This window comes from Streptomyces sp. JN8 (assembly GCF_055808075.1).
Genome location: NZ_CM147852.1, coordinates 4,834,775 through 4,855,882 on the forward strand (window position 1 = coordinate 4,834,775; position 21,108 = coordinate 4,855,882).

At 73.5% G+C, this 21,108-nt stretch carries 18 protein-coding genes; 6 read left to right on the forward strand and 12 right to left on the reverse strand.

The genetic code is table 11. The features are described 5' to 3' along the window. Window positions 1-52: 52 nt before the first annotated feature. From ACY0MR_RS21410 to ACY0MR_RS21430, 5 genes are all read right to left on the reverse strand, one after another. Window positions 53-868: an ABC transporter permease gene (locus ACY0MR_RS21410; protein ID WP_473554734.1), complete on the reverse strand. Its 816-nt coding sequence runs from the start codon at window positions 866-868 to the stop codon at window positions 53-55. Continuing rightward, complete coding sequence (locus ACY0MR_RS21415) at window positions 865-1,896, reverse strand: ATP-binding cassette domain-containing protein (RefSeq protein ID WP_404085236.1); 1,032 nt, start codon at window positions 1,894-1,896, stop codon at window positions 865-867. Before ACY0MR_RS21415 ends, ACY0MR_RS21410 begins: the two co-directional genes overlap by 4 nt. A gap of 348 nt (window positions 1,897-2,244) precedes the next feature. Next, the gene (locus ACY0MR_RS21420; RefSeq protein WP_473554736.1) at window positions 2,245-3,036 is read right to left on the reverse strand and encodes a GtrA domain-containing protein; all 792 of its coding nucleotides are present in this window, start codon (window positions 3,034-3,036) and stop codon (window positions 2,245-2,247) included. A gap of 68 nt (window positions 3,037-3,104) precedes the next feature. Continuing rightward, window positions 3,105-3,941, reverse strand: coding sequence for a DUF4097 family beta strand repeat-containing protein (locus ACY0MR_RS21425; protein WP_473554739.1), 837 nt, complete (start codon window positions 3,939-3,941; stop codon window positions 3,105-3,107). A gap of 123 nt (window positions 3,942-4,064) precedes the next feature. Then, on the reverse strand, window positions 4,065-4,604 hold the full coding sequence (locus ACY0MR_RS21430; RefSeq protein ID WP_403315919.1) for a hypothetical protein: 540 nt from the start codon (window positions 4,602-4,604) through the stop codon (window positions 4,065-4,067). 211 nt (window positions 4,605-4,815) lie between these two features. On the opposite strand from ACY0MR_RS21430, the gene ACY0MR_RS21435 reads away from it, so the two are divergent. Beyond that, complete coding sequence (locus ACY0MR_RS21435) at window positions 4,816-6,642, forward strand: class I adenylate-forming enzyme family protein (protein WP_473554741.1); 1,827 nt, start codon at window positions 4,816-4,818, stop codon at window positions 6,640-6,642. Between the two features lie 262 nt (window positions 6,643-6,904). Here the strand turns inward: ACY0MR_RS21435 and ACY0MR_RS21440 are convergent, their stop codons facing one another. Further along, window positions 6,905-8,176, reverse strand: a complete 1,272-nt coding sequence (locus tag ACY0MR_RS21440; RefSeq protein ID WP_473554743.1) for a M6 family metalloprotease domain-containing protein — start codon at window positions 8,174-8,176, stop codon at window positions 6,905-6,907. Window positions 8,177-8,443: 267 nt separating this feature from the next. On the opposite strand from ACY0MR_RS21440, the gene ACY0MR_RS21445 reads away from it, so the two are divergent. Next, entirely contained in the window at window positions 8,444-9,106 is a 663-nt protein-coding gene (locus tag ACY0MR_RS21445) for a TetR/AcrR family transcriptional regulator (RefSeq protein WP_388806557.1), read from the forward strand. A gap of 125 nt (window positions 9,107-9,231) precedes the next feature. Then, entirely contained in the window at window positions 9,232-10,761 is a 1,530-nt protein-coding gene (locus tag ACY0MR_RS21450) for an MFS transporter (protein ID WP_388806555.1), read from the forward strand. Window positions 10,762-10,987: 226 nt separating this feature from the next. Here ACY0MR_RS21450 and ACY0MR_RS21455 read toward each other — a convergent pair whose 3' ends face one another. After that, window positions 10,988-11,476 carry a MarR family winged helix-turn-helix transcriptional regulator gene (locus tag ACY0MR_RS21455; RefSeq protein WP_388806553.1) on the reverse strand — a complete coding sequence of 163 codons (489 nt, stop codon included), beginning with the start codon at window positions 11,474-11,476 and terminating at the stop codon, window positions 10,988-10,990. A 124-nt stretch (window positions 11,477-11,600) separates the two neighbouring features. Between ACY0MR_RS21455 and ACY0MR_RS21460 the strand changes: the two genes are divergently transcribed. Next, window positions 11,601-12,407: a dioxygenase family protein gene (locus tag ACY0MR_RS21460; protein WP_361854854.1), complete on the forward strand. Its 807-nt coding sequence runs from the start codon at window positions 11,601-11,603 to the stop codon at window positions 12,405-12,407. Window positions 12,408-12,462: 55 nt separating this feature from the next. Here the strand turns inward: ACY0MR_RS21460 and ACY0MR_RS21465 are convergent, their stop codons facing one another. Next, window positions 12,463-13,506 (reverse strand): questin oxidase family protein, encoded by a 1,044-nt coding sequence (locus ACY0MR_RS21465; protein ID WP_473554747.1) that lies wholly within the window; start codon window positions 13,504-13,506, stop codon window positions 12,463-12,465. Window positions 13,507-13,990: 484 nt separating this feature from the next. On the opposite strand from ACY0MR_RS21465, the gene ACY0MR_RS21470 reads away from it, so the two are divergent. Then, a complete protein-coding gene (locus ACY0MR_RS21470; protein ID WP_148003791.1) occupies window positions 13,991-14,992 on the forward strand; it encodes a sigma-70 family RNA polymerase sigma factor in 1,002 nt (333 codons plus the stop codon). Between the two features lie 218 nt (window positions 14,993-15,210). On the opposite strand, the gene ACY0MR_RS21475 is transcribed toward ACY0MR_RS21470, so the two are convergent. Continuing rightward, entirely contained in the window at window positions 15,211-16,170 is a 960-nt protein-coding gene (locus ACY0MR_RS21475; RefSeq protein WP_388806786.1) for a helix-turn-helix transcriptional regulator, read from the reverse strand. A gap of 62 nt (window positions 16,171-16,232) precedes the next feature. Between ACY0MR_RS21475 and ACY0MR_RS21480 the strand changes: the two genes are divergently transcribed. Then, entirely contained in the window at window positions 16,233-17,765 is a 1,533-nt protein-coding gene (locus ACY0MR_RS21480) for an MFS transporter (RefSeq protein ID WP_403315903.1), read from the forward strand. Window positions 17,766-17,854: 89 nt separating this feature from the next. Here ACY0MR_RS21480 and ACY0MR_RS21485 read toward each other — a convergent pair whose 3' ends face one another. The 3 genes from ACY0MR_RS21485 to ACY0MR_RS21495 all read right to left on the reverse strand — a co-directional run bounded on the left by ACY0MR_RS21485 (window position 17,855) and on the right by ACY0MR_RS21495 (window position 21,098). Continuing rightward, on the reverse strand, window positions 17,855-18,697 hold the full coding sequence (locus ACY0MR_RS21485) for a DUF6227 family protein (protein WP_388806544.1): 843 nt from the start codon (window positions 18,695-18,697) through the stop codon (window positions 17,855-17,857). Window positions 18,698-18,780: 83 nt separating this feature from the next. Further along, window positions 18,781-19,866: a P1 family peptidase gene (locus tag ACY0MR_RS21490; protein ID WP_473554751.1), complete on the reverse strand. Its 1,086-nt coding sequence runs from the start codon at window positions 19,864-19,866 to the stop codon at window positions 18,781-18,783. Between the two features lie 26 nt (window positions 19,867-19,892). Then, the gene (locus ACY0MR_RS21495) at window positions 19,893-21,098 is read right to left on the reverse strand and encodes a low temperature requirement protein A (protein WP_388806540.1); all 1,206 of its coding nucleotides are present in this window, start codon (window positions 21,096-21,098) and stop codon (window positions 19,893-19,895) included. Window positions 21,099-21,108 lie beyond the last annotated feature (10 nt).

Below are 21,108 nucleotides of genomic sequence, written 5' to 3' on the forward strand. Positions count from 1 at the left end.
GCGGGCCCGGAGTTTGCCGGGCCCGCCCGCCGCTCGTGGTCCGTCCGTGGGGTCAGCGGGTCACCTCGCGGTTGAAGACCGAGCGGGACCAGAAGTAGCCCAGGGCCGAGAGGCCCGTGCACCAGGCCAGGGCGATCCAGCCGGCGTTGCCGATGTCCGTGCCGAGCAGCAGGCCGCGCAGGGTCTCGTTGATCGGGGTGAAGGGCTGGTACTCGGCGAACCAGCGCAGGGCCGTCGGCATGGACTCCGGCGGGACGACCGCGCTGCCGAGGAAGGGGAGGAAGGTCAGCGGCAGCGGGGCGTTGCTCGCGGACTCGACGGTCTTGGCGCCCATGCCCATCGCGGCGGACAGCCAGGCCATGCCGAAGGAGAGGAAGAGGAGGAGGCCCGCGGCGGCCGCCCACTCCACGACCGAGGCGTTCGGGCGGAAGCCGATCGCGAGGGAGACGCCGGTGACCAGGACCAGGACCGCCGCGACCTGGAGGACGCTGCCCATGACGTGGCCGGTCAGGATGGAGCCGCGGGAGATCGACATGGTGCGGAAGCGGTTGACGATGCCCTCCGTCATGTCGGTGCAGACCGACACGGCCGTCGCCACGGCCCCCGAGGTCGCGGCCATCAGGATGATGCCGGGCACCAGGTAGTCGACGTAGTCGCCGCGGTCGCCGCCCGCTCCGATGCCGGCGCCGAGCGCGCCGCCGAAGACGTACACGAACAGCAGCAGCATCAGGAGCGGCATGACGAGGATCGAGATCGTCATCGACGGGTAGCGCTGCATGTGCTTGATGTTGCGGCGCAGCATCGTCAGGGAGTCGCGCAGGGCGTACGAGCGGGTGGGCTTGGCCGGGGTGAGGGTCGCGGTGCTCATCGGGCGGACTCCTTCTGCGTGGTGGTGGCGGGGGCGGGGACGGTCGGGGCGTTCTGCTTGCCGGTGAGGGTGAGGAAGACGTCGTCCAGGTCGGGGGTGTGCACGGTGAGCGACTCCGCCCGGACCCCGGTGCCGTCCAGGGCGTCGAGGACGGCGCGGAGGTTGGCGACGGATCCGTCGCTGGGGATCTGCAGCGCGAGCGCCTCGTCGTCCCTGGTCGCGACGCCGAAGACCGCGGCCGCCGCGGCGAGGTCGGCCTCGCCGGCGAACCGGACGCGCACGTGGCCGCCGGGGATCAGCCGCTTCAGCTCCTCCGCCGTGCCTTCGGCGACGAGCCTGCCGTGGTCGAGGACCGCGATGCGGTCCGCGAGGTGGTCGGCCTCCTCCAGGTACTGCGTGGTGAGGAAGATCGTGACGCCCTCGTCGGTGACCAGGTCCCGGATCAGCTCCCACATGTCGCGGCGGCTGCGCGGGTCGAGGCCGGTGGTGGGCTCGTCGAGGAAGATGATCCGCGGCCGGCCGACCAGCGTCATCGCCAGGTCGAGCTTGCGGCGCATGCCGCCGGAGAAGGTGGCGACGTTCTTGCGGGCCGCCTCGGTCAGGTCGAACCGCTCCAGGAGCTCGGCGGTGCGGCGCCGGCCCTCGCTCCGGTCCAGGTGGTAGAGGTCCGCCATCAGGAGCAGGTTCTCCTCGGCGGTCAGCAGGCCGTCGACGGCGGCGAACTGTCCGGTGACGCCGATCAGGGTGCGTACGGAGCCGGCGTCGGCCCGCACGTCGTGGCCCGCGATCCGGGCCTCCCCGCCGTCGGCCGTGATCAGGGTGGAGAGGATCTCGACGGTCGTCGTCTTGCCGGCGCCGTTGGGGCCGAGCAGGGCGAAGATCGTGCCCTCGGGGATCCGCAGGTCGATGCCGTCGAGCACCACCTTGTCGCCGTACGACTTGCGCAGGCCGGTCGCGGAGATGGCCGTGGCGCGCTGGTCGGCGGCCGCTGTGGTCGCCGTGTGCGTGGGGTGGTTCGTGGTGCTCATGGTCTGCGGGCCTTTCTCTTCTGGGACGGATCGGGGAGAGCGGCGGACGGGGCGGGGCGGGGCGGTGAGCGGGGCTCATGGGCGGTGCGTCCGACTGTCTGGCGCTGGAGTGGCCCTGCTTGGCGCCACTCCGTGCCGTGCTTGCGCCATCATTGTGGCACAGAAGTGGCGCCATGACGAGTCATTGTGGCGCCATGGGTGGTTCGGTGTGGGAGTTGCGCGGTCTTTAGGGTCGGTGAACTGGGCTTCTGCTGGGGGAAGGAATGTGGCGCCTCGTGGTGCCAGGCCTCCGGGGGTGCTGCCACGAGGCGCCGGTCTTCGGCCCTCGTCGCTGAGGGCCCGGCTCCGTCAGGACGCCGTGGTGAGGGATTCGCGGCGGGTCCGGGTGCCCTGGAGGTCGATGCCGATGCCGAGGTCGAGGTCTGCGGCGGGCGCGAGCGCGACCGGGGGCGCGGGTCGCCTGCGGGTCGTGGTGAAGACGTACAGCCGCAGCGCCAGGAAGCGGCCGATTCCCGCCAGGCCCGAGGCCGCGAGGTACACGGTCTGCTCGACGGCGAGACCGGGCGTGCGCGCGACCAGGTGCAGGACGAGCACCGCGAGGGTGGTCACGGAGTAGGCCGCTGCGGCCGTTCCGGCGGACTGCAGGTGAGGGCGGAGGCCGCAGCGCAGCAGGCCGCGCCCGGTGGCCGGCCGGAGCCCCGAACCGAAGGTGAAGCGGGCGTGCAGCTCGGTCGCGAGGACCGTCGAGACCACGCTGACCAGCGCGTTGGCGAGGGCGAACGGCAGGGCGGCGGAGAGCAGGGCGACGGCCGCGCCGGACGCGAGCCCTACCCCGCCCCCGATCCCGACGAAGCGGAGGAAGGAGGCCAGGGCACCCGGGGTGGGGGCTTGAGGGGCCGGGGCGTCGGGGGCGGTGCCCCGGGGCGGGGCGTGAGCGTCCGAGACGTCCGGGGCGTCGCCGGGTGCGGGTGCGGGTGCGCGTGCGGGTGGCGCCAGTGGCACCTCTGGTGCGCCCGGTGCGGGCCGGGCGGTGCCCGCCCCGCCCGTGGTGGCGTCTGGGGCGGTGCCGGGGCCGTCCGTGGTGGCGTCTGGGGCGGTGCCGGGGCCGTCCGTGGTGCCGGGCCGTGGGCTGCGTCTCATCGGGCTTCCGTCCCCCTCTCGCGTCGTCGGCTCGGACCGGTCGCCGCCCGGCCCCGCCCGGCCGGTGGCTACGCGCGGCGGACGACGATGTCGCCGACGCTCGTGCGGCCGCGGACCTCGACCGTCTCCTCGGACTGGCCCGGACCCTCCGCCGCGCCCAGCTCGTTGCGTACGCGGCCGGCCGTGGACCGCACGTCGAGCCAGGCCGCGGTTCCCTCCGCGATGCCGACTTCGAGGCCGCCGGCGGCGGATTCGAGTGTGATGCGGCCGCGTACGACCTCGCCGAGGCGGATGGCGCCACTGGCGGTCTTCGCCGTGACCGAGGCCTCCGTACGCCCCACCCCGATGGGTCCGTTGGACGAGTTCACCTTCAGCTCGCCAGTGATCTCGCCGACCGTGGTCTCGCCGTTCAGGTTCCGGATCGTCGCCGAACCGTCGATCCGGCCGATCCGGACCCGGCCGGAGCCGTGGATCTCGGTCTCGCCGCGCGTGCTGTCGACGAGGATGTCGCCGTGGGAGGTCTTGAGCCGTACGGACGCGGCCTCGTCCAGCTGGATGTCGCCGGCGGCGGTGGTGAGCCGGCAGTTCCCGAAGACGCCCTCGCCGATCAGTTCGCCGAGGCCCGTCCGGCCGATCACCTCCGAGCCGGCGGGGAGCTCGACGGTGACGTCGACCGAGCCGGTCTTGCCGAAGAGTGAACGCTTCTTGGGGCCCTTGACCAGCAGCTTTCCGCCCGTGCAGGTGACGTTGGTCTCCGCGGCCGCCTGGACGTCGAGCTTGTCGCCCGGGTCGCTCGGGGTCACCTCCACGACGGTGTCGGTGCGCTTGCCCGCGACGATCCGGGCCCGGCCGATCTCGATCTCGACGGTGGCGGAGAGGGGTTCGGGAGTGTCGAACGTAGGCATGGCTGTGCCGTCCTTTGACTGAGGAGAGGTGAGTGCCGGGCTGACTGACGTGCCTCGGTGCGGCAGGGAGGGAGGGGCCGGTCCCCCGGGAGCCATGGCGGGCCCCCGGGCCGTGCGGGCGGGCTAGCGGACCCAGCCGGTGAAGCCCTGGCCGACGGAGGGGCCCGTGCTCGTCGTGCCCTTGCGGGTCCGGCCCGGGGCGGCGCCCGGTTCGAGGGCCGCGGCCACGGCCCGTACCAGCCAGGCGTTGACCGAGAGCCCCTCGCGGCTCGCGGCCTCCTCGACCCGGATCTTGAGCTGGGCCGGCGGCCGGAAGTTGATGCGGGAGGTGGCGCCGTCCTCGCCCTCCACGGGGGGCGCGACCGGCGGCGGGGCCGGCAGTGCGGCCTCGGCCTCGTCGAAGCCGAAGGGCTCGGCGGTCGGCGGCGCCGTGACCACGAACTCGGGGTTCAGGCCGCGCAGCCGCAGGTCGACCGAGCCGGGGGCGAGGTCACGGGTGATCTCGTCCATCGCGTCGGACAGGGCGTTGAGCAGGGTCAGTCGGGCGGCCGACTCCAGCTGCCCGGTGAGTCGGTCCGCCAGGGCGCGGGCTTCGTCGCCGCCCGCCTGGGCGGCCACACCGAGCTCATGGCGGAGATTGTCCACGTACGGGGTGAGGTCCATGACGCAATAGTGGCACCATGGTGGCGCCATTGCAAGTCATCTGGCGCCATGCTGTGCCACGGTGCGCCATCGTGTGCCGCGTTGCGCCATCCGGTGCCGTGGCGGGGCACGCGGTGGCCCGGTGGCCGATGACCCGCCGCTTGACCCGGTTCGGGGGTGCGCATAGCGTCGCCGCGCTGGGACGACGAGCGGATGCTCAGGGGGTTGTGCGGTGGCGGTGCCAGACGGATACGAGCGGCTCACCGCGGACGGGGCCCCCTTCGCCGTCGACGGCGGGGTGTACGCCTCCGGTCCGCGCACGCTGAGGGAGTTCGTCGAGGTCGTCTGGGGCTACGGCGACCAGGTCTTCCTCGTGTCCGAGGACGGGCGGACGACCTACCGCGAGTTCTTCGACGCCGCCTGCGGGCTCGCCCGGCGGCTCGTCGGGGAGTACGGGCTGCGGCCGGGGGACCGGGCCGTGGTCGCCATGCGGAACCACCCCGAGTGGCACGTCGCCTTCTGGGCCGCCCAGCTCGCCGGGCTCGTCGCCGTACCGCTCAACGCCTGGTGGACCGAGGACGAGTTCACGTACGCCCTCGACGACTGCGCTCCCGGCGTGCTGCTCGTCGACGGGGAGCGGGTCGGGCGGGTGCGGGAGTGGGCCGCCCGGAACCGCGTGCCCGGGATCGTCTTCCACGGGGAGGGGGAGGACGCCGGCGCTCCCGGCACGGACTCCGCGCGGCCCGCGTCCGACGGCGCCCCCGCGTCTCACGGCGCCCCCGCGTCTCACGGCGCCCCCGTGTCCGACGGCGCGCCCGTGTCCGACGGCGCCCGCGCGTCTCACGGCGCCCCCGTGTCCGACGGCGCCCCCGCGTCTCACGGCGTCCCCGCTCCCGCGTCCCCCGGCGTCCCCGCCTTCGTGCCGTACGTCCCCGACACCGATCCGTACCTCGGGCCGCCGCTCGTCGACGTCCTGCCCGAGCACGACGCCACCATCGTCTACACCTCCGGCACCACCGGCCGCCCCAAGGGCGCCGTCGCCACCCACCTCGCGCAGGCCGGTGCCGCCATGAACCCGCGGTTCTTCGCCGCCGCGGCCGCGCTCGCCCGCGGGGACATGCCCGGCGCCGGGCCCGTCCCGGTGTCGCTGACCACGTTCCCGTTCTTCCACGTGGCCGCGTTCACGTCCTTCTACGGGGTGATGGCGGCCGGCGGCACCCTCGTCATGATGCGGAAGTGGGACGCCGCCCGGGCCCTGGAGCTGATCCGGGAGCACCGCGTCACCCACTACGCGGGCGTCCCCACCACCGCCCTCCAGCTGCTCGACCTGGCCCGCGCCACCGGCGACCCGCTCGACAGCCTCACCCTGCTGAGCACCGGGGGCGCCGCCGCCCCGCCCGGCATCGTCGGCGGGATCACCGCCGCGTACGGGGAGCGGCTGGAGCCCCGCAACGGCTACGGGCTCACCGAGACCAGCGGCGGTGTCCTCGCCAACGTCGGCGCCGAGTACCGCGCCCACCCGGGCAGCGTCGGCCGCCCGACACCCGTCACCGAGGTGCGGATCGACCGGCCCGACGCCGAGGGCGTGGGCGAGCTGTGGCTCCGCGGGCAGTCCCTCGTCCGGGGCTACTGGCGCGACGAGGAGGCGACCCGCGCGGCCTTCGCCGAGGACGGGTGGTTCCGGACCGGCGACCTCGCGCGCGTGGACGCGGACGGGCGGGTCAGCATCGTCGACCGGCTCACCGACATGGTGGTCCGCGGCGGGGAGAACGTGTACTGCGTCGAGGTCGAGGACGTGCTCCAGCAGCACCCGGACGTCGTGGACGCCGCCGTCCTCGGCGTCCCGCACCCGCTGCTCGGCGAGGAGGTCGCGGCCGTCGTCCGGCTGCGGCCCGGTGCCGCGGTCGGCGCCGACGAGCTGCGCGCGCACGTGGGCGGCCGGCTCGCCGCCTTCAAGGTGCCCGCCCATGTCCTCGTACGGGAGGAGGAGTTGCCGCGGAACCCGACCGGGAAGCTCCTCAAGCGGGAGCTGCGGGAGTCCCTGACCGTCGGCGGGTGACCCGCGCCGGCATCGAAGGGGCCGGCGCCATGGGGACCGGCATCGTCGTCGTGATTCGCACGTCGTAGGGATTCGCACGTCGTAGGGACCGGCACCGTCGTCGGGCCCCGCACGTCGCAGGCCCCCGCACCGTCTTCTGGACCCGCACGTCGTAGGGCCCCGCACCGTCGGGGCCGCCGCCGCGCAGACCCTCGGAGTGCGGGGCGCCTGAGCCCCCCGCCGGCCCCCCCCCCGCCGACCCCCGAGAGCCCCTCCCGCGCGCTCAGCTCCGGGTGATCCGTACCCGGTACGTTCCGTTCTCGTCCTCGTCCAGCACGCTGATCCGTATGCCGTTGGCCCGGTCCGTGAACGTCTCCCCGGGCTGGTACGGCGCGTCCGACAGTTCCGCGTGGACGTTGGCGCGGCGGGTGCAGCCGCCGCTCGCGTGCTCGCTGTCGGAGACGGTCACCGGTCCGTGGCCGGTGTCCACGTCGGCCTCCACCCGGTAGACCAGGACGCCGTGTTCGCACACGGCCTCGTCGTTGCCGTCCTTGCTGCGGACCTCCAGCGCGTACCCCGACGTCTCGGAGAGCGGGACGAACGCGAGCTTGGGGCCGCCGGCGACGGCCAGCGGGGTGAGGGTGTAGTCGCCGGTTCCCGGGGCCGAGGCGCAGCCGATCTGGTCGTTGTCGAGCCAGCCCAGCTTCCACTTGTGCCAGCCGAGCAGGTCGTTGTTGGCACCCCAGTCCTCGGACATGATGTCCCAGTGCCCGACGGTCCCGCCGCCGTCCGAGGTGTACAGGTCGGGCAGGCCGAAGACGTGCCCGTTCTCGTGGGGCAGGACGCGGTAGCCGGTCTCGGCGAAGCTGCCGGACCCGTCGTCCTGGCGGCTGTAGACGAAGGACGTGTTGGCCAGCGGCACGCCGTCCGCGTAGGGGGCGTCGTCGTTCCCGGAGAAGGTGACGGACAGGACGGTGTCGAGGGCGGACGGGCCGGCGTTCGGCGTGACCAGGACGTTGACCAGGTCGTAGGCGCTGAAGTCCACCCTCTGGTCGGCCGCCTTGATGATGTCCTCGACGAGGGTGCGGTAGCCCGGCTCGTACGGGGAGCCGCGCTCGATCCCGTACGCCGAGAAGGCCTTCGGCATCCGCAGCCAGTCGGGTATCGGGGCCTCGGCCTGGTAGTGCAGCCGGCCGTACGAGCTGACGCGGAACCATTCGGCGGTCTGCGGGAAGAACTCGCGGAAGCGGCCCAACGCGGTGCCGTCCCCGTTCGCGTCGGGGAAGTCGATCATCAGGTTCAGGGCCCGGACCAGGCCCGTGGAGCGCACGTACCCGGGGGCCGTGGGGAGTCCCTCCGACATCTGCACGCCCATCGTCGTGGCGATGCGGCAGGGCCCCAGCTGCGCGCCGTCGGGCGCGGCGGCGACGGGTCCCGCCGACGCGGGGGCGGGACCGGGCAGCGTGCTGCTCGCGGAGGCGAGGAGCGTGAGGGAGAGCGCCGTGGTCGCGGCCAGGGCGACGGGTCTGCGTATCCGTCGTCGGGGGTGCTGCATACGGTCGCCTCTCCGGTGGGGGCAGGTCGGCGGCGCGGCCCTCCCGTCGGCACGGGGTCGCGCTGTGCGATCAGCCTGTGACGAGAGGTCCTGGTACGCGCGTCGGGTGGCCCGATCGTGGGATTCCGCGAGGGCGGGGGGCGATCCCGCCGTGCGTGACCGGGGTCACACGAGGGCCGGGAAATAAACGGGGACGGTGTCCCCGTTTACGACTGTGTTCGACGAAGTGGGGACTCGATCCCCGGATGACTGTGAGGAGGTCGTGGCGTGACCAGCACCCCCGCCACCGCGCCCGCCCGTCGCGTGCCCCGCCCGCGGGCCGACGCGCTGCGCAACCGCGAGCGGATCGTGACGGCGGCCCGCGAGATGTTCGTCGAGTTCGGGTCCCAGGTGCCCTACGACGAGATCGCGCGCCGGGCCGGCGTCGGGAACGCCACCCTCTACCGCAACTTCCCCGAGCGCACCGACCTCGTCCACGAGGTCGTCCTCTCGCTCATGGCCCGCGTCACCGAGGTCGCCGAACGGGCCGCCGAGGAGGAGGACGACACCTTCGCCGCCCTCCGCCGGTTCACCCTCGGCGCCGCCGACGAGCGGGTCGGCGCCCTGTGCCCGATGCTCGACGGCGCCTTCGACAAGGACCACCCCGACCTGATCGCCGAGCGCGACCGCCTGGAGGAGGCCGTCCAGGGCCTCGTCCACCGGGCGCAGCAGGCCGGCCGGCTGCGCACCGACGTGGGCGTCGGGGACCTGATGGTGGCGCTCTCCCAGCTGACCCGCCCGCTGCCCGGATCGGGCTGCGCGGCCTTCGACCAGTTCGTCCGCCGTCACCTGCTGCTGTTCCTCGACGGCCTGGAGGCGCCCGCCCGCTCCGAGCTGCCCGGGAAGGCCGCGACCCTGGAGGACCTGCGACGCGACTCCTGCTCCTCCTGACCCCGAGGCCCTGAGCCTCCCCCGGGCCTCCCGCCCGGCCCCACGACCTGCCGTCCGTGCCTGACCGGCACGCACCCCCGTCCGTCCCACTTTTCACCAGTACGCGCCAAGAGGTGGCTACCCCCATGCCGAAAGTCCCCGACAACACCCTGACCCCGCCCGACCCGGGCCGCTGGAAGGCACTCGTCTTCATCGCGCTCGCCCAGCTGATGGTCGTGCTCGACGCGACGATCGTGAACATCGCGCTGCCCTCCGCCCAGCAGGACCTGGGGATCTCGGACGGCAACCGGCAGTGGGTCATCACCGCCTACGCCCTCGCCTTCGGCGGCCTGCTCCTCTTCGGCGGCCGCATCGCCGACCTGTGGGGCCGCAAGCGCACCTTCGTCGTCGGCCTGATCGGCTTCGCGCTCGCGTCCGCCCTCGGCGGCGCCGCGACCGGCGAGGCCATGATGCTCGGTGCCCGAGCGCTCCAGGGCGCCTTCGGCGCGCTCCTCGCGCCCGCCGCGCTCTCGCTGCTCGCCGTGACCTTCACCGACGCCAAGGAGCGCGCCAAGGCCTTCGGCATCTACGGTGCGATCGCCGGTGGCGGCGGCGCCGTGGGCCTGATCCTGGGCGGCTTCCTCACCGAGTACCTGAACTGGCGCTGGACCTTCTTCGTCAACATCCCGTTCGCGATCGTCGCCGCCGTCGGCGCGTACCTCGTCATCCGCGAGCCCGCCGGCAGCCGCAACCGCTCCACGCTCGACATCCCCGGCGTGATCCTCTCCACCCTGGGCCTGGTGGCGCTCGTGTACGGCTTCACGCGCGCCGAGTCCGAGGGCTGGAGCGACGCCGGCACGATCGGCATGTTCGTCGGCTCCGCCGTGCTGCTCGCCGCCTTCGTGTTCACCGAGGCGCGGGTCAAGTCCCCGCTGCTGCCGCTGCGCGTCCTGACCGACCGCAACCGCGGCGGTGTCTACCTGTCGCTCGGTCTCGCCGTCATCGCGATGTTCGGCCTGTTCCTCTTCCTGACCTACTACCTGCAGGTCGTGAAGGGCTACTCCCCGGTCATGACGGGCTTCGCGTTCCTCCCGATGATCGCCGGCATGATCATCGGCTCGACGCAGATCGGCACCCGGCTGATGACCCGTGTCCCGCCGCGGCTGCTGATGGCCCCGGGCTTCCTGACCGCCGGCGTCGGCATGCTGCTGCTCACCCAGCTGGAGATCGGCACCTCGTACGCCGGTCTGATCCTGCCCGCGCAGCTGCTGCTCGGCCTGGGCATGGGCACGGCGTTCATGCCGGCCATGTCGCTCGCCACGCACGGCGTCGACCCGCGCGACGCCGGTGTCGCCTCCGCGATGGTCAACACCTCGCAGCAGGTGGGCGGCGCCATCGGTACGGCCCTGCTGAACACGATCGCCGCCTCGGCCACCACCGCGTACCTCACGGACAACGCGGCGGGCGCGACCACTCCGGCCGCGCAGAAGCTGCTCCAGCTCCAGGGCATGGTCGAGGGCTACACCGCGGCCATCTGGTGGGCCGTCGGCATCCTGGTCGCCTCGGCCGTGATCGCCTTCACCCTGATCAACACGGGGAAGCCGGACACCGGGATCGTCGCCGGCTCCGGCGAGGGCGCGGAGGACGAGCTGAAGGTTCCGGTCATCGCGCACTGACCCGCCGAGGCCGCACGCCGTGCTGTGCGCACCCTGCCCCGGTCCCGCCGTTCGCCGGCGGGCCGGGGCAGGGGCGTGTCCGGGGGCTTCCGGGGCGTGCCCGGGGACCCCCCGGAAGCCCCCGGAAGGCTTACGGGGTGCCCCGGCGGGTCGTGTGGGTCGTCAGCGGGACCGGGGTGGGCGTGCGCCCTTCCGGCGGGTCGCCGGCGGGTGTCTCCGTCGTCCGTCAGCGGAGCCAGGGCAGGTCGGCGTCCGCGCCGGCGGGTTCGAGGCCCTCGGCCATGACGCGCATGATCGCGCCGAGCTGCTTCACCTGATCGGGGGACAGACGGTCGAAGAGGGCCTGGCGTACGGCCGCCACGTGGCCGGGGGCGGTCCGCCGGAGGACCTCCATGCCCTCGTCCGTGAGCCGGGCGAACTGGCCCCGCTTGTCGGAGGGGCAGTTCTCGCGCCGCACCCACCCGCTCTTCTCCAGGCGCGCGATCGCGTGGGAGAGGCGGGAGCGGGTGATCTTGGCGCTCTTGGCCAGTTCGGTCATCCGCAGCCGGCGGCGCGGGGCCTGGGAGAGCTGGACCAGGAGCCCGTAGTAGATGTGCGGCATCCCGGCGTCGCGCTGCAGCTGGCGGTCGAGGTGGTCCTCGAGGAGCGTGGTGGCGTGCAGGTACGCGCGCCAGACGTGCTGTTCCTCGTCGGTGAGCCAGCGGGGTTCGGTCATGTCTCCCATGGTGCCCAATCGTACGACTCGTTCTTGAAAGTTGAACTACATAGGTCTACGGTGTACGGCAGAACGCTTGAAGTTTCAAGGACCTGCTGCGATCGAGAAACCGGAGGTGGCCGCCATGGACACCACGCTGGAAACAGGGGCCACGCGCGCGCGGATGCCCGCCCTCTACCTCTCCCACGGCGCCCCGCCGCTCGCCGACGACCCGGTCTGGCCCGGTGAACTCGCCGCCTGGTCCGCGGACCTTCCGCGCCCCACGGCCATCCTCATGGTCTCCGCCCACTGGGAGGAGGCCCCCCTGGCCCTCGGCGCCACCGAGAGCGTCCCGCTCGTCTACGACTTCTGGGGCTTCCCCGAGCACTACTACCGGGTCCAGTACGCGGCCCCCGGTGCGCCGCGGCTCGCCGAGGCCGTCCGCAAGCTGCTCCGCGCGCCCGGCACGCCCGTCCAGGACATCCCCGACCGGGGCCTCGACCACGGCGCGTACGTGCCGCTCGTCGAGATGTTCCCCGGCGCCGACATCCCCGTGCTCCAGATCTCCATGCCCACCCTCGATCCGCGCCGCCTCATGGACATCGGCCGCAGGCTCGCCCCGCTGCGCGACGAGGGCGTCCTGATCGTGGGCAGCGGATTCTTCACCCACAACCTGGCCGCCCTCCGCCACACCGGCGGCGGGGTGCCGGGCTGGTCGGCCGAGTTCGACGCCTGGGGGCACGAGGCCCTGGCCGCGCGGGACGTGGACGCGCTCCTCGACTTCGAGCACAAGTCGCCGGCCGGCCGGCTCGCCCACCCGCGTACGGAGCACTTCGCCCCCCTCTTCGTCACGATGGGCGCGGCGGACGCGGCGGGGGACCTCGACGCCGAGCGGTCGGTGATCGACGGGTTCTGGATGGGGCTCGCCAAGCGGTCCGTGCAGTTCGGCTAGTCGGCCGGCCGGGCGGTCGCCTGCTCGGCCGGCCGGCCGACGGGGCGGGTCCGGGCTAGAACGCCGGCGGGTTCAGTTCGATCGAGCGGGCGGCGGCGGCCAGCGCGAGCGGGTCGCCGACGTCCAGGGCCGTGTCGGTGAACTTGATCGTGTGGTCGTCGCCGTGGGCCGCGGCCCGCTCGAAGACCTCCTCGGGAGTGAGGCGGGTCGGCGTCCACGCGGTGGCCTCCCGCGGGGTGTACGCCGCCGTCACCGCGGCCGCCGCCGCCCAGGCCGCCGCCAGGCTCGGCGCCCACAGCTCGCGGGGGAGCGCGGGCAGGGTGCGCAGCACCGCGTTGGGCGCGGTCGCCGCGTGGACCAGCATGACCGGCTCGCCGTGGCCGTGGGTCGCGTACCGGTGCGTGGCCGCCGTGACCAGCTCGACGAGCCGGTCCCTCGCCGTGTCGGGATCCGGGGCCGCACCCCAGACGGGGAGCGCCGTCAGCTGCGGGAGCCGGTCGCGGATCCCGCCCTTCTGCACCGGCACCGGCGGTACGGCGTCGAGCGCGGCGGCCGCCGACGGCGCCGGGGCCAGCGCGCCGAGCGGGGGCAGTGGTGCGCTGCGGGCCGCCCAGTAGCCGAGGGCGTGGGCGAGCTCGGCGACGCGGGGCGCGGTCGCCCCGCCGGCCCCGGACGCCTCCTCGGACTCCAGGAGGGTGCGGACGGCATGACCGGTGCGGATCACGGGATGCGTCGCCGAGGCCGAGATCCCCGGCAGCAGGCGGGGCCACCAGCCGGCCAGGACCTCCCGCCAGGGATGCTCGTCGAGCTCGCGGCCGAAGAAGCGGGTCCAGTCGGTGATCCGGGCCGGGTCGCCGAGCGCCTCGCGCCAGTCGGCGGCCGTCACCGGCCGGGACGGCGGGGGGAGCTCCTCCAGCTTGGGCGCGTAGTGGTCCAGCCAGCGGTGCACGGTCGGGGCCTGGCCGTTGCGGACCAGGGCCTCGACGGCCATCGGGGCGTGGTTGGTGAGCCAGCCGTTGCGCTCGGGGCCCGTGGTGTGGAGGCGTTCGAGGGCTTCGTCGAGGGTGCCGGATGCGTCGGTGCCGGATGCGTCGCTCATGAGGCGACGCTAGGGCGGGGGAGGGCGCGGCGGAACGGCCCCGGGACCTAGTCCGGGAGGCCGACCGGGACTCCGTCCCCGGCAGTCCGTCCGGTCCGGTCGGCGGTCTCTTCCAGCCCCCTCGCCGCCGCTCGCAGCCGCTCACCGCCGCTCGTCGCCGTCCGGTGTCACCCGGTGTCACGGCGTGCGCAACCCGATGGCCCGCGCGTGCGTCTTGAGGGGTGACGCCGCGTGTGATCGCGGTCTCACCGACGGTGTGGTCGGAGACCCCGCGAGCGACGTCGGACCACCCCCCGTGCCCGGTCTGACCTGCACCTCCGTGGGTTTCGGAAGCATGCCCGCAGGGGCGGCGGCCGCGCAGGATACTGCATGATCGCGAAAATCCATGAGCCGGGTGGGAATTCTGTCCTGATTCCAGTCGTTGTTTCCGTCGGATGCAGGGCACCCGAAAAGGTGTCGCGACCTACTCAGCAAGGGAGCACGCATGGCAACCCGTGCCGTCGCCCGTCGTCAGACCTCCGCCCAGAGCGGGGCCGCACGGGCAAGCAGCGTTCGCGCCGTGGGCGGGGAGATCGCCGACCGCGACCTGGTCGGCATGTACCTCGACGAGATCGCGCGCACGCCCCTGCTCGACGCCGCCAAGGAGGTCGAGCTCTCGCAGACGATCGAGGCGGGCGTGTACGCCCGGCAGATACTCGACGGTGAGGTGGAGTCCGAGGCGGGAGGCGCGTCCCGCGAGGAGCTCGAAGCGCTCTACGAGGCGGGCGAGCGTGCCAAGGACCTCTTCATCAAGTCCAACCTGCGGCTCGTCGTGGCCGTCGCCCGGCGCTACCCGCGCAGCGGCCTGCCGCTGCTCGACCTGATCCAGGAAGGGAACGCGGGCCTGGTGCGCGCGGTCGAGAAGTTCGACTACGCGAAGGGCTTCAAGTTCTCCACGTACGCCACGTGGTGGATCCGCCAGGCCATCACCCGGTCCATCGCCGACCAGTCCCGCACGATCCGGCTCCCCGTCCACCTGGTGGAGGAGCTCGGCCGGATCCGCCGGGTGCAGCGCGAGTTCAACCGGGAGCACGGCCGCGAGCCGGAGCCCGCGGAGATCGCGGCCGAGCTGGACACGAAGCCCGAGCGCGTCGTGGACGTGCTCGACTGGGCGCGTGACCCGGTCTCGCTGAACATGTCGGTGGACGACGAGGGCGAGACGCAGTTCGGCGACCTCCTGGAGGACACGTCGGCGATCTCCCCGGAGCAGTCGGTGCTCACGCTGCTGCGCAGCGAGGAGCTCGACGACCTCATCGACAAGCTCGACCACCGGACCGCCTCCATCATCCGCATGCGGTACGGGATCGAGGACGGGCGCGAGCGGACGCTGACGGAGGTCGGCAAGCAGCACGGTCTGACGCGCGAGCGGATCCGTCAGATCGAGAAGCACGCCCTGCTGGAACTGAAGAAGATGGCGCACGACACGGGCTTCGACGCGGTGGCCTAGAGCGGCCGGCGACCGGGCCGGCTCTGCGGGCCGGGGGATCACCCCCGGCCCGCAGAGCCGTGTCCCCGGGGCCTCGGCCCCTGGTCCGGGGCTCGCCCCGGCGTGCGGGTCGCGTCGCCCCGCGGACGGCCGCCGTCCGGCCGGGAGCCGGTGGGCCCCTCCCGCCCGGCCGTGGCCGGCCCGGAGCCGGTGGGCCCCGGCCGGTCACGGTCCTCCGGTCACGTACGCGTCGCCGCCGTCAGGCGGGTCGCCAGGTCCTCCGTGTAGGTGCGGAGGACCGGGGGGCTCTCGATCGTGAAGGGGGCGTCCACCAGGGCCAGGCGGATGGCCAGCCATTCGACCGAGTCCGCCGACCGCGCGCGGAGGCGGCAGGTCGTCGGTCCCGTCGGGGTCGGGACCAGGTGCGAGGGGAGCCGGGCCGTGACGAAGTCGGCCGGCGCCTCGAAGGTGACGTCCAGGTCGAGTTCCGGCTGCGCCCGCGACATCGAGCGGGCCAGGAGCTGCGCCGCGTCGCCCGCGGGAAGCTCCCGCGGGGTGAAGCGCGCCCCCGTGGCGAGCGGGTCGGTCACCCGGTCCACCCGGAACGTGCGCCAGTCCTCGCGCCCCAGGTCGTACGCCACCAGGTACCACCGGTGCCCGGTGGAGACCAGCCGGTAGGGCTCGACCAGGCGCTTCGACTCGGCTCCGTCGCCCGCCCGGTAGCCGAAGCGGAGCCGTTCCCGGCCGGTGACCGTGCCCGCCAGGGCCGTCAGGGTGGCGGGGGTGACCGTCGCGCCGTCTCCCCGGGTCAGCGGGATCGTCGCGTTCTGGAGGGTGGAGACCCGGTGCCGGAGCCGGGCGGGCAGGACCTGCTCCAGCTTCGCCAGGGCCCGTACGGAGGCCTCCTCCACGCCTTCGATGGCGTGTCCCGCCCCCGCCCGCAGGCCGACCGCGATGGCGACCGCCTCCTCGTCGTCGAGGAGCAGCGGCGGCATGGCCGTGCCGGCGACGAGCCGGTAGCCGCCGACGGCGCCGAGCGTCGCCTCCACCGGGTACCCGAGGTCCCGGAGCCGGTCGATGTCCCTGCGGATGGTGCGGGGGGAGACCGCGAGCCGTTCGGCGAGTTCGCTTCCGGGCCACTCGCGCGGGGTCTGGAGGAGCGAGAGCAGATTCAGGAGTCGTGCCGGGGTGTCCGTCATGTCGTCCAGGATGCGGGCGATCTAGGACATGTACTGACCTAGATGGCCTTTATCTTCTTCGTATGAGTGCACACGACCTCGACGCCGCCACGGACGCGGCCCCCACGGACACCGGTGACAAGCGGCGCTGGATAGCCCTCGCCATCGTCATGACGGCCGCCTTCATGGATCTGGTCGACGCCACGATCGTCAACATCGCGATCCCCAGCATCGAGCGGGACCTCGGCGCCAGCATCGGGGCCATCCAGTGGATCACCGCCGGGTACGCGCTCGCGTTCGCCGCCGGTCTGATCACTGGTGGCCGTCTCGGCGACATCTACGGCCGCAAGCGGCTCTTCCTCCTCGGCACCGCCGGCTTCACGCTCGCCTCGGCGCTCTGCGGGTTCGCGGCCAACCAGGAGATGCTGATCGCCTCCCGCCTCCTCCAGGGCGTGGCGGCCGCGATGATGGTGCCGCAGGTCCTGTCGATCGTCCACGCCACCTTCCCGGCGCACGAGCGCGGCAAGGTCTTCGGTCTGTTCGGCGCGATCGTCGGCCTGGGCGCGGTCTCCGGACCGCTGCTCGGCGCGCTGCTCACCCAGTGGAACATCGCCGGCCTGGAGTGGCGTCCGATCTTCCTCATCAACCTGCCGGTCGGCATCGCGGGCCTGCTCCTGGGCCGGAAGTTCATCACCGAGTCCAAGGCGCCGAAGGCGCTCCGCCTCGACCTGGTCGGCGTGCTCCTGGTGACGACCGCGCTGCTCATGCTGATCTACCCGCTGACGCGCGGCCGCGAGCTGGACTGGCCGCTGTGGGGCTACCTGATGATGGCCGGCAGCCTGCCCGTCTTCGGCGTCCTCGTCGCGTACGAGAAGTACAAGACCCGCAAGGACGGTTCGCCGCTCGTCGAGCTGTCGCTGTTCCGGGTGAAGAGCTTCGCGGCCGGCATCGCGGTCCAGCTCACCTTCGGCGTCGTGATGGGCATCTTCTTCCTGGTCTGGACGCTCTACATGCAGATCGGGCTCGGCTGGACCCCGCTGCGGGCGGGCCTCACCGGGGTGCCGTTCTCGATCGCGGTCTCGGTGGCCGCCGGCCTCTCGGTGCAGAAGCTGGTGCCGCGCTTCGGCCGCAAGGTGCTCCAGGCGGGCGCCCTGACGATGACGGCGGGCGTCCTGCTCTACATCGTCGAGGCGGGCCGGTACGGGACGGGCATCGCGTCCTGGCAGATGATCCCGCCGCTGGTCGTCATGGGGCTCGGCATGGGCCTGATCGTGGCCCCGCTGACGGACGCGGTCCTCTCCGAGGTGCCGCGCGAGCACGCCGGTTCGGCCTCGGGCCTCATCAACACGACCACGCAGATGGGCAACGCGCTCGGGCTCGGCCTGGTGTCGGTGGTCTTCTTCGGCGTGATCGACGGGAAGCCCGCCCCGAAGTCCCCGACCGAGGCGGGACTCGCGTTCGCGGACGCCTTCCAGAACGCCATGGGCTGGGTCGCGGTCGTGCTGGCCGTGATCTTCCTGGTGATGTTCGCGCTCCCCGCGAAGCCGAAGCAGCACCTGGAGGGCGGCGGCGAGGAGCCGGAGCCCGTCGGGAAGGAGCCGGTGCTCACGCACTGAGCCGCCGGTCGTGACGGAGGGCCCCGCCCCGGACATCGTTCCGGAGCGGGGCCCTTCCCCCTGGGTCGGCGGGCCCTGGAGCCCGGGTGTCAGCGGACCCTGGAGCGGGACTCCATCGCGTCCCGGGCCGCGCGTTCGTCCTCGTAGACCTCGCACATGTGGCGTCCGTCCGGAGTCGCCGTGTGCTCGACCTCCCAGAGGCTGGCCTCGCTGCCGTCGAGCAGCAGGAACTGGTGCTCGTAGAGGGTGAAGCCGGCGTCCCGGCCCCCCTCCAGCGCGCCGTGACGCCCGAAGGCCTGGGTGATGTGGTGGGCGAAGGCCAGCCGGAGCCGGCGGGCCGTCGCCTCGCCCGGCCGGTCCGCGTTCTCCGCGCGGCGCAGGACGCGGCGCGCGTGGTCGGCGGAGTTGTCCGGCACGTACATCCGGGGCTGGGCGGGTATCGGGCGGGCGAGCAGCGCGCTCAGCAGCGCCAGGTCGTCGTCCTCGTCGAAGGCGCGGCCGTCGGCGTGCTCGGCCGTCCAGCCCGGCAGGGGGCCGGCGGGGAGGCGGGAGGCGGCGAGCCGCGCCTCCGACTCCTCGGCGTACAGCTCGTGGTGCTCGGTGCCGTCCCGCCCGGCGTTGTGCGTGAGCTCCCAGAGACTGAGCGCGGAGCCGTCGCTCAGCAGGTACGTGTGGCGGTGGGTGGATCGGTGCAGCGACGCGCTGTGGTGCGAGGAGTGCAGCGCGCTGGAGTGGGCGAGCGCCGTACCGAGGCGCTCGACGGTCGAGTCGGGCAGGTCGAAGGAGTTGAGCGCCCGGCCGAGGAGCCGCTCAAGCTGCGTCTCGGTCGTCTCGTACGGATCGTGAGGATCCTGCGGATCGTTCAAGAGGGTCTCCAGGCCGTCGCCGCATGTCACTTGGTGCTTGCTTAACGTAGTCCCTGGGTCCGACATCGCGTCCGGGGTTCGGGAAAACGAAGGGCGCCGGCGAGAAGTTCCCGACCCGCCCGAGGGCGTCCCGCCCAACTCCCCTGCCGTTACCGGGAGTACGGATCCACGGCCGGCGTCCCGCCGTAGAGCTCGCGGTACGAGGGGAAGTCCCCGCCCGGCCCGCGGAGGCCGCCGGGGGCCGCCAGCACCGCCCGGACGATCGCCCGCGTCACCAGCTCCGCGCCGGCCGCCAGGACCTCGTTCAGGGCCAGCGGACCCGGCTCGCTGGGCAGTTCGCGGTCCCCGGTGGCGAGCGTGAAGACGGTGTCGCCGTCGTTCATCAGGTGCACCGGACGCAGGGCGCGCGCGATCCCGTCGTGCGCCGTGCCCGCGACCTTCTGCGCCTGCGCGCGGGTCAGCGCGGCGTCGGTCGCGACGACGGCCAGCGTGGTGTTCAGCGGGGGCGGGGCGGCCGCCTCCCGCGCCTCGGCGAGGCGCCGCACCGCGGCCTCGTGCACCGCCCGTTCCGGGAACATGGGCGGGCCGCCGGGCTCTCCGTACGCCCCGTACAGCGCACCCGTGGCCGGGTCGACGGCGGAACCCACCGCGTTCACCACCACGAGCGCGCCGACCGTGATCCCGGACCCCAGGACGGTGCTCGCCGTGCCCACCCCGCCCCGGAGGCCGCCGACGACCGCGCCCGTGCCCGCGCCGACCGCGCCCGTCTCGACGCGCGCGTGGTCCCCGCTCGCCTCGGCCGCCTCCACCGCGGCCCGTCCCGTCGCCGGTCCGGGCCGGGCGCCGAAGTCGCCGCCCCGGCCCAGGTCGAAGACGCACGCGGCGGGCACGACCGGCACCACGTGCGCGGGGTCGGGACCGACCCGCACGCCCCGCCGCCGCTCCTCCAGCCAGGCCATCACCCCGGCCGCGGCGTCCAGGCCGTAGGCGCTGCCGCCGGTGAGGACGACGGCGTCGATGCGCTGGACGACGTTGCGCGGGTCGAGCGCGTCGGTCTCCCGCGTACCCGGCCCGCCTCCCCGTACGTCCACGGCCGCGACCGCCCCGCCGGCCGGGGCGAGCACCACCGTCGTACCGCTCAGCGCCCCCTCCCCGGCCACGCGCGCGTGGCCCACGCGCAGACCGCGCACATCCGTGATCGAGTCCGTCGTCCCGTGCTGTTGGGGCTGTGTCATGACCCCTGCCTACCACGTGGACCGGTTCAGCCGGCCGCGGTGCCCGGCCCCGTCCCCGGGCCGGCCCCCGCGCGGGTCGCCGGGTTCCGTGCCGTCAGGGTCACGCCGACCGCGACCGTCGCCGCGGCGACGACTCCGGCGGCGAGGACCGCCCAGTGGCCCGCGAAGGAGCACATCAGGATCGCGAGCGCCGAGACCGGCAGGACGAGCTGCTGCGCGATGCCGACCTTGAAGTAGCGGGCGTGCAGGAGCCACACGGACAGCAGGAACACGGCGGACGGGATCGTGACCGCCGACGAGGCGGCGAGGGTGGAGATGTGGGCCTTGCCCACGGCCTGCTCCACCGCGATCTCCAGGCCCGCGCCGACGGCCGCCGCGGCCGCGAAGATCACGTAGTGGCCGTACCCCCACCGGAACGCCGCGCGGCTGGAGGTCAGCCGGTCGTGGGCGGGGACGACGAAGTAGATCCACCAGGCGGCGAAGACGAGCAGCAGCCCGCCCGCGGCGATCGGCAGGACCTCGCCGAGGGCGTCGTTCTCGGCGATGCCGGTCTTCACCGCCACGGTCGCCGCGGCGACCGTCTCGCCCAGCACGATGATGGTGAACAGCCCGTACCGCTCGGCGATGTGGTGCGGGTGCCAGGTGCTCGGCGCGTTCCGCTCCGCGAACAGGGGGACGGACATCTCGGCCAGCGCCATCACGAGGAAGACCCACGGGCGGGCCGCCTCCGGCACCACCAGCAGGGCGATCCAGCCGATCTGCACGGCGACGACCCCGCCCGCGTACCGGCGGCACATGCTCCGCTCGGCGGGGTCGGTGGCGTGGTGCGCCGCCCGCAGCCACTGCGTGGCGAGCGCGAGCCGCATCACGACGTAGCCGATGTAGACCACGAGGAAGTCGTGGTCGGCGAAGGCGCGCGTGACCCCGGCCGCGAGGACGAGGACGCCGGCGATCTGGATGAGGGTGACGACCCGGTACAGCACGTCGTCGTTGTCGTAGGCCGAGGCGAACCACGTGAAGTTCATCCACGCCCACCAGATCGCGAAGAAGATCATCGCGTAGTTGAGGATCCCCTCGCCCGCGTGGCCCTCGGCGACCGCGTGCACGAGCTCCGCGCCCGCCTGCGCGACGGCGACGACGAAACACAGGTCGAAGAACAACTCCAGCGGCGTGGCCGCCCGGTGCGACTCCTTGCGGGAGCGCGCGGTGAGGGGGAGGAACGGTTGTGTCATGCCCCCAGCA

What these genes read in the sequence shown, in the direction of transcription:
- ACY0MR_RS21410 (WP_473554734.1), bottom strand. Translation starts at nt 868, where the DNA reads ATGAGCACCGCGACCCTCACCCCGGCCAAGCCCACCCGCTCGTACGCC.
- ACY0MR_RS21415 (WP_404085236.1), bottom strand. Translation starts at nt 1,896, where the DNA reads ATGAGCACCACGAACCACCCCACGCACACGGCGACCACAGCGGCCGCC.
- ACY0MR_RS21420 (WP_473554736.1), bottom strand. Translation starts at nt 3,036, where the DNA reads ATGAGACGCAGCCCACGGCCCGGCACCACGGACGGCCCCGGCACCGCC.
- ACY0MR_RS21425 (WP_473554739.1), bottom strand. Translation starts at nt 3,941, where the DNA reads ATGCCTACGTTCGACACTCCCGAACCCCTCTCCGCCACCGTCGAGATC.
- ACY0MR_RS21430 (WP_403315919.1), bottom strand. Translation starts at nt 4,604, where the DNA reads ATGGACCTCACCCCGTACGTGGACAATCTCCGCCATGAGCTCGGTGTG.
- ACY0MR_RS21440 (WP_473554743.1), bottom strand. Translation starts at nt 8,176, where the DNA reads ATGCAGCACCCCCGACGACGGATACGCAGACCCGTCGCCCTGGCCGCG.
- ACY0MR_RS21450 (WP_388806555.1), top strand. Translation starts at nt 9,232, where the DNA reads ATGCCGAAAGTCCCCGACAACACCCTGACCCCGCCCGACCCGGGCCGC.
- ACY0MR_RS21455 (WP_388806553.1), bottom strand. Translation starts at nt 11,476, where the DNA reads ATGACCGAACCCCGCTGGCTCACCGACGAGGAACAGCACGTCTGGCGC.
- ACY0MR_RS21460 (WP_361854854.1), top strand. Translation starts at nt 11,601, where the DNA reads ATGGACACCACGCTGGAAACAGGGGCCACGCGCGCGCGGATGCCCGCC.
- ACY0MR_RS21465 (WP_473554747.1), bottom strand. Translation starts at nt 13,506, where the DNA reads ATGAGCGACGCATCCGGCACCGACGCATCCGGCACCCTCGACGAAGCC.
- ACY0MR_RS21470 (WP_148003791.1), top strand. Translation starts at nt 13,991, where the DNA reads ATGGCAACCCGTGCCGTCGCCCGTCGTCAGACCTCCGCCCAGAGCGGG.
- ACY0MR_RS21475 (WP_388806786.1), bottom strand. Translation starts at nt 16,170, where the DNA reads ATGACGGACACCCCGGCACGACTCCTGAATCTGCTCTCGCTCCTCCAG.
- ACY0MR_RS21480 (WP_403315903.1), top strand. Translation starts at nt 16,233, where the DNA reads ATGAGTGCACACGACCTCGACGCCGCCACGGACGCGGCCCCCACGGAC.
- ACY0MR_RS21485 (WP_388806544.1), bottom strand. Translation starts at nt 18,697, where the DNA reads ATGTCGGACCCAGGGACTACGTTAAGCAAGCACCAAGTGACATGCGGC.
- ACY0MR_RS21490 (WP_473554751.1), bottom strand. Translation starts at nt 19,866, where the DNA reads ATGACACAGCCCCAACAGCACGGGACGACGGACTCGATCACGGATGTG.
- ACY0MR_RS21495 (WP_388806540.1), bottom strand. Translation starts at nt 21,098, where the DNA reads ATGACACAACCGTTCCTCCCCCTCACCGCGCGCTCCCGCAAGGAGTCG.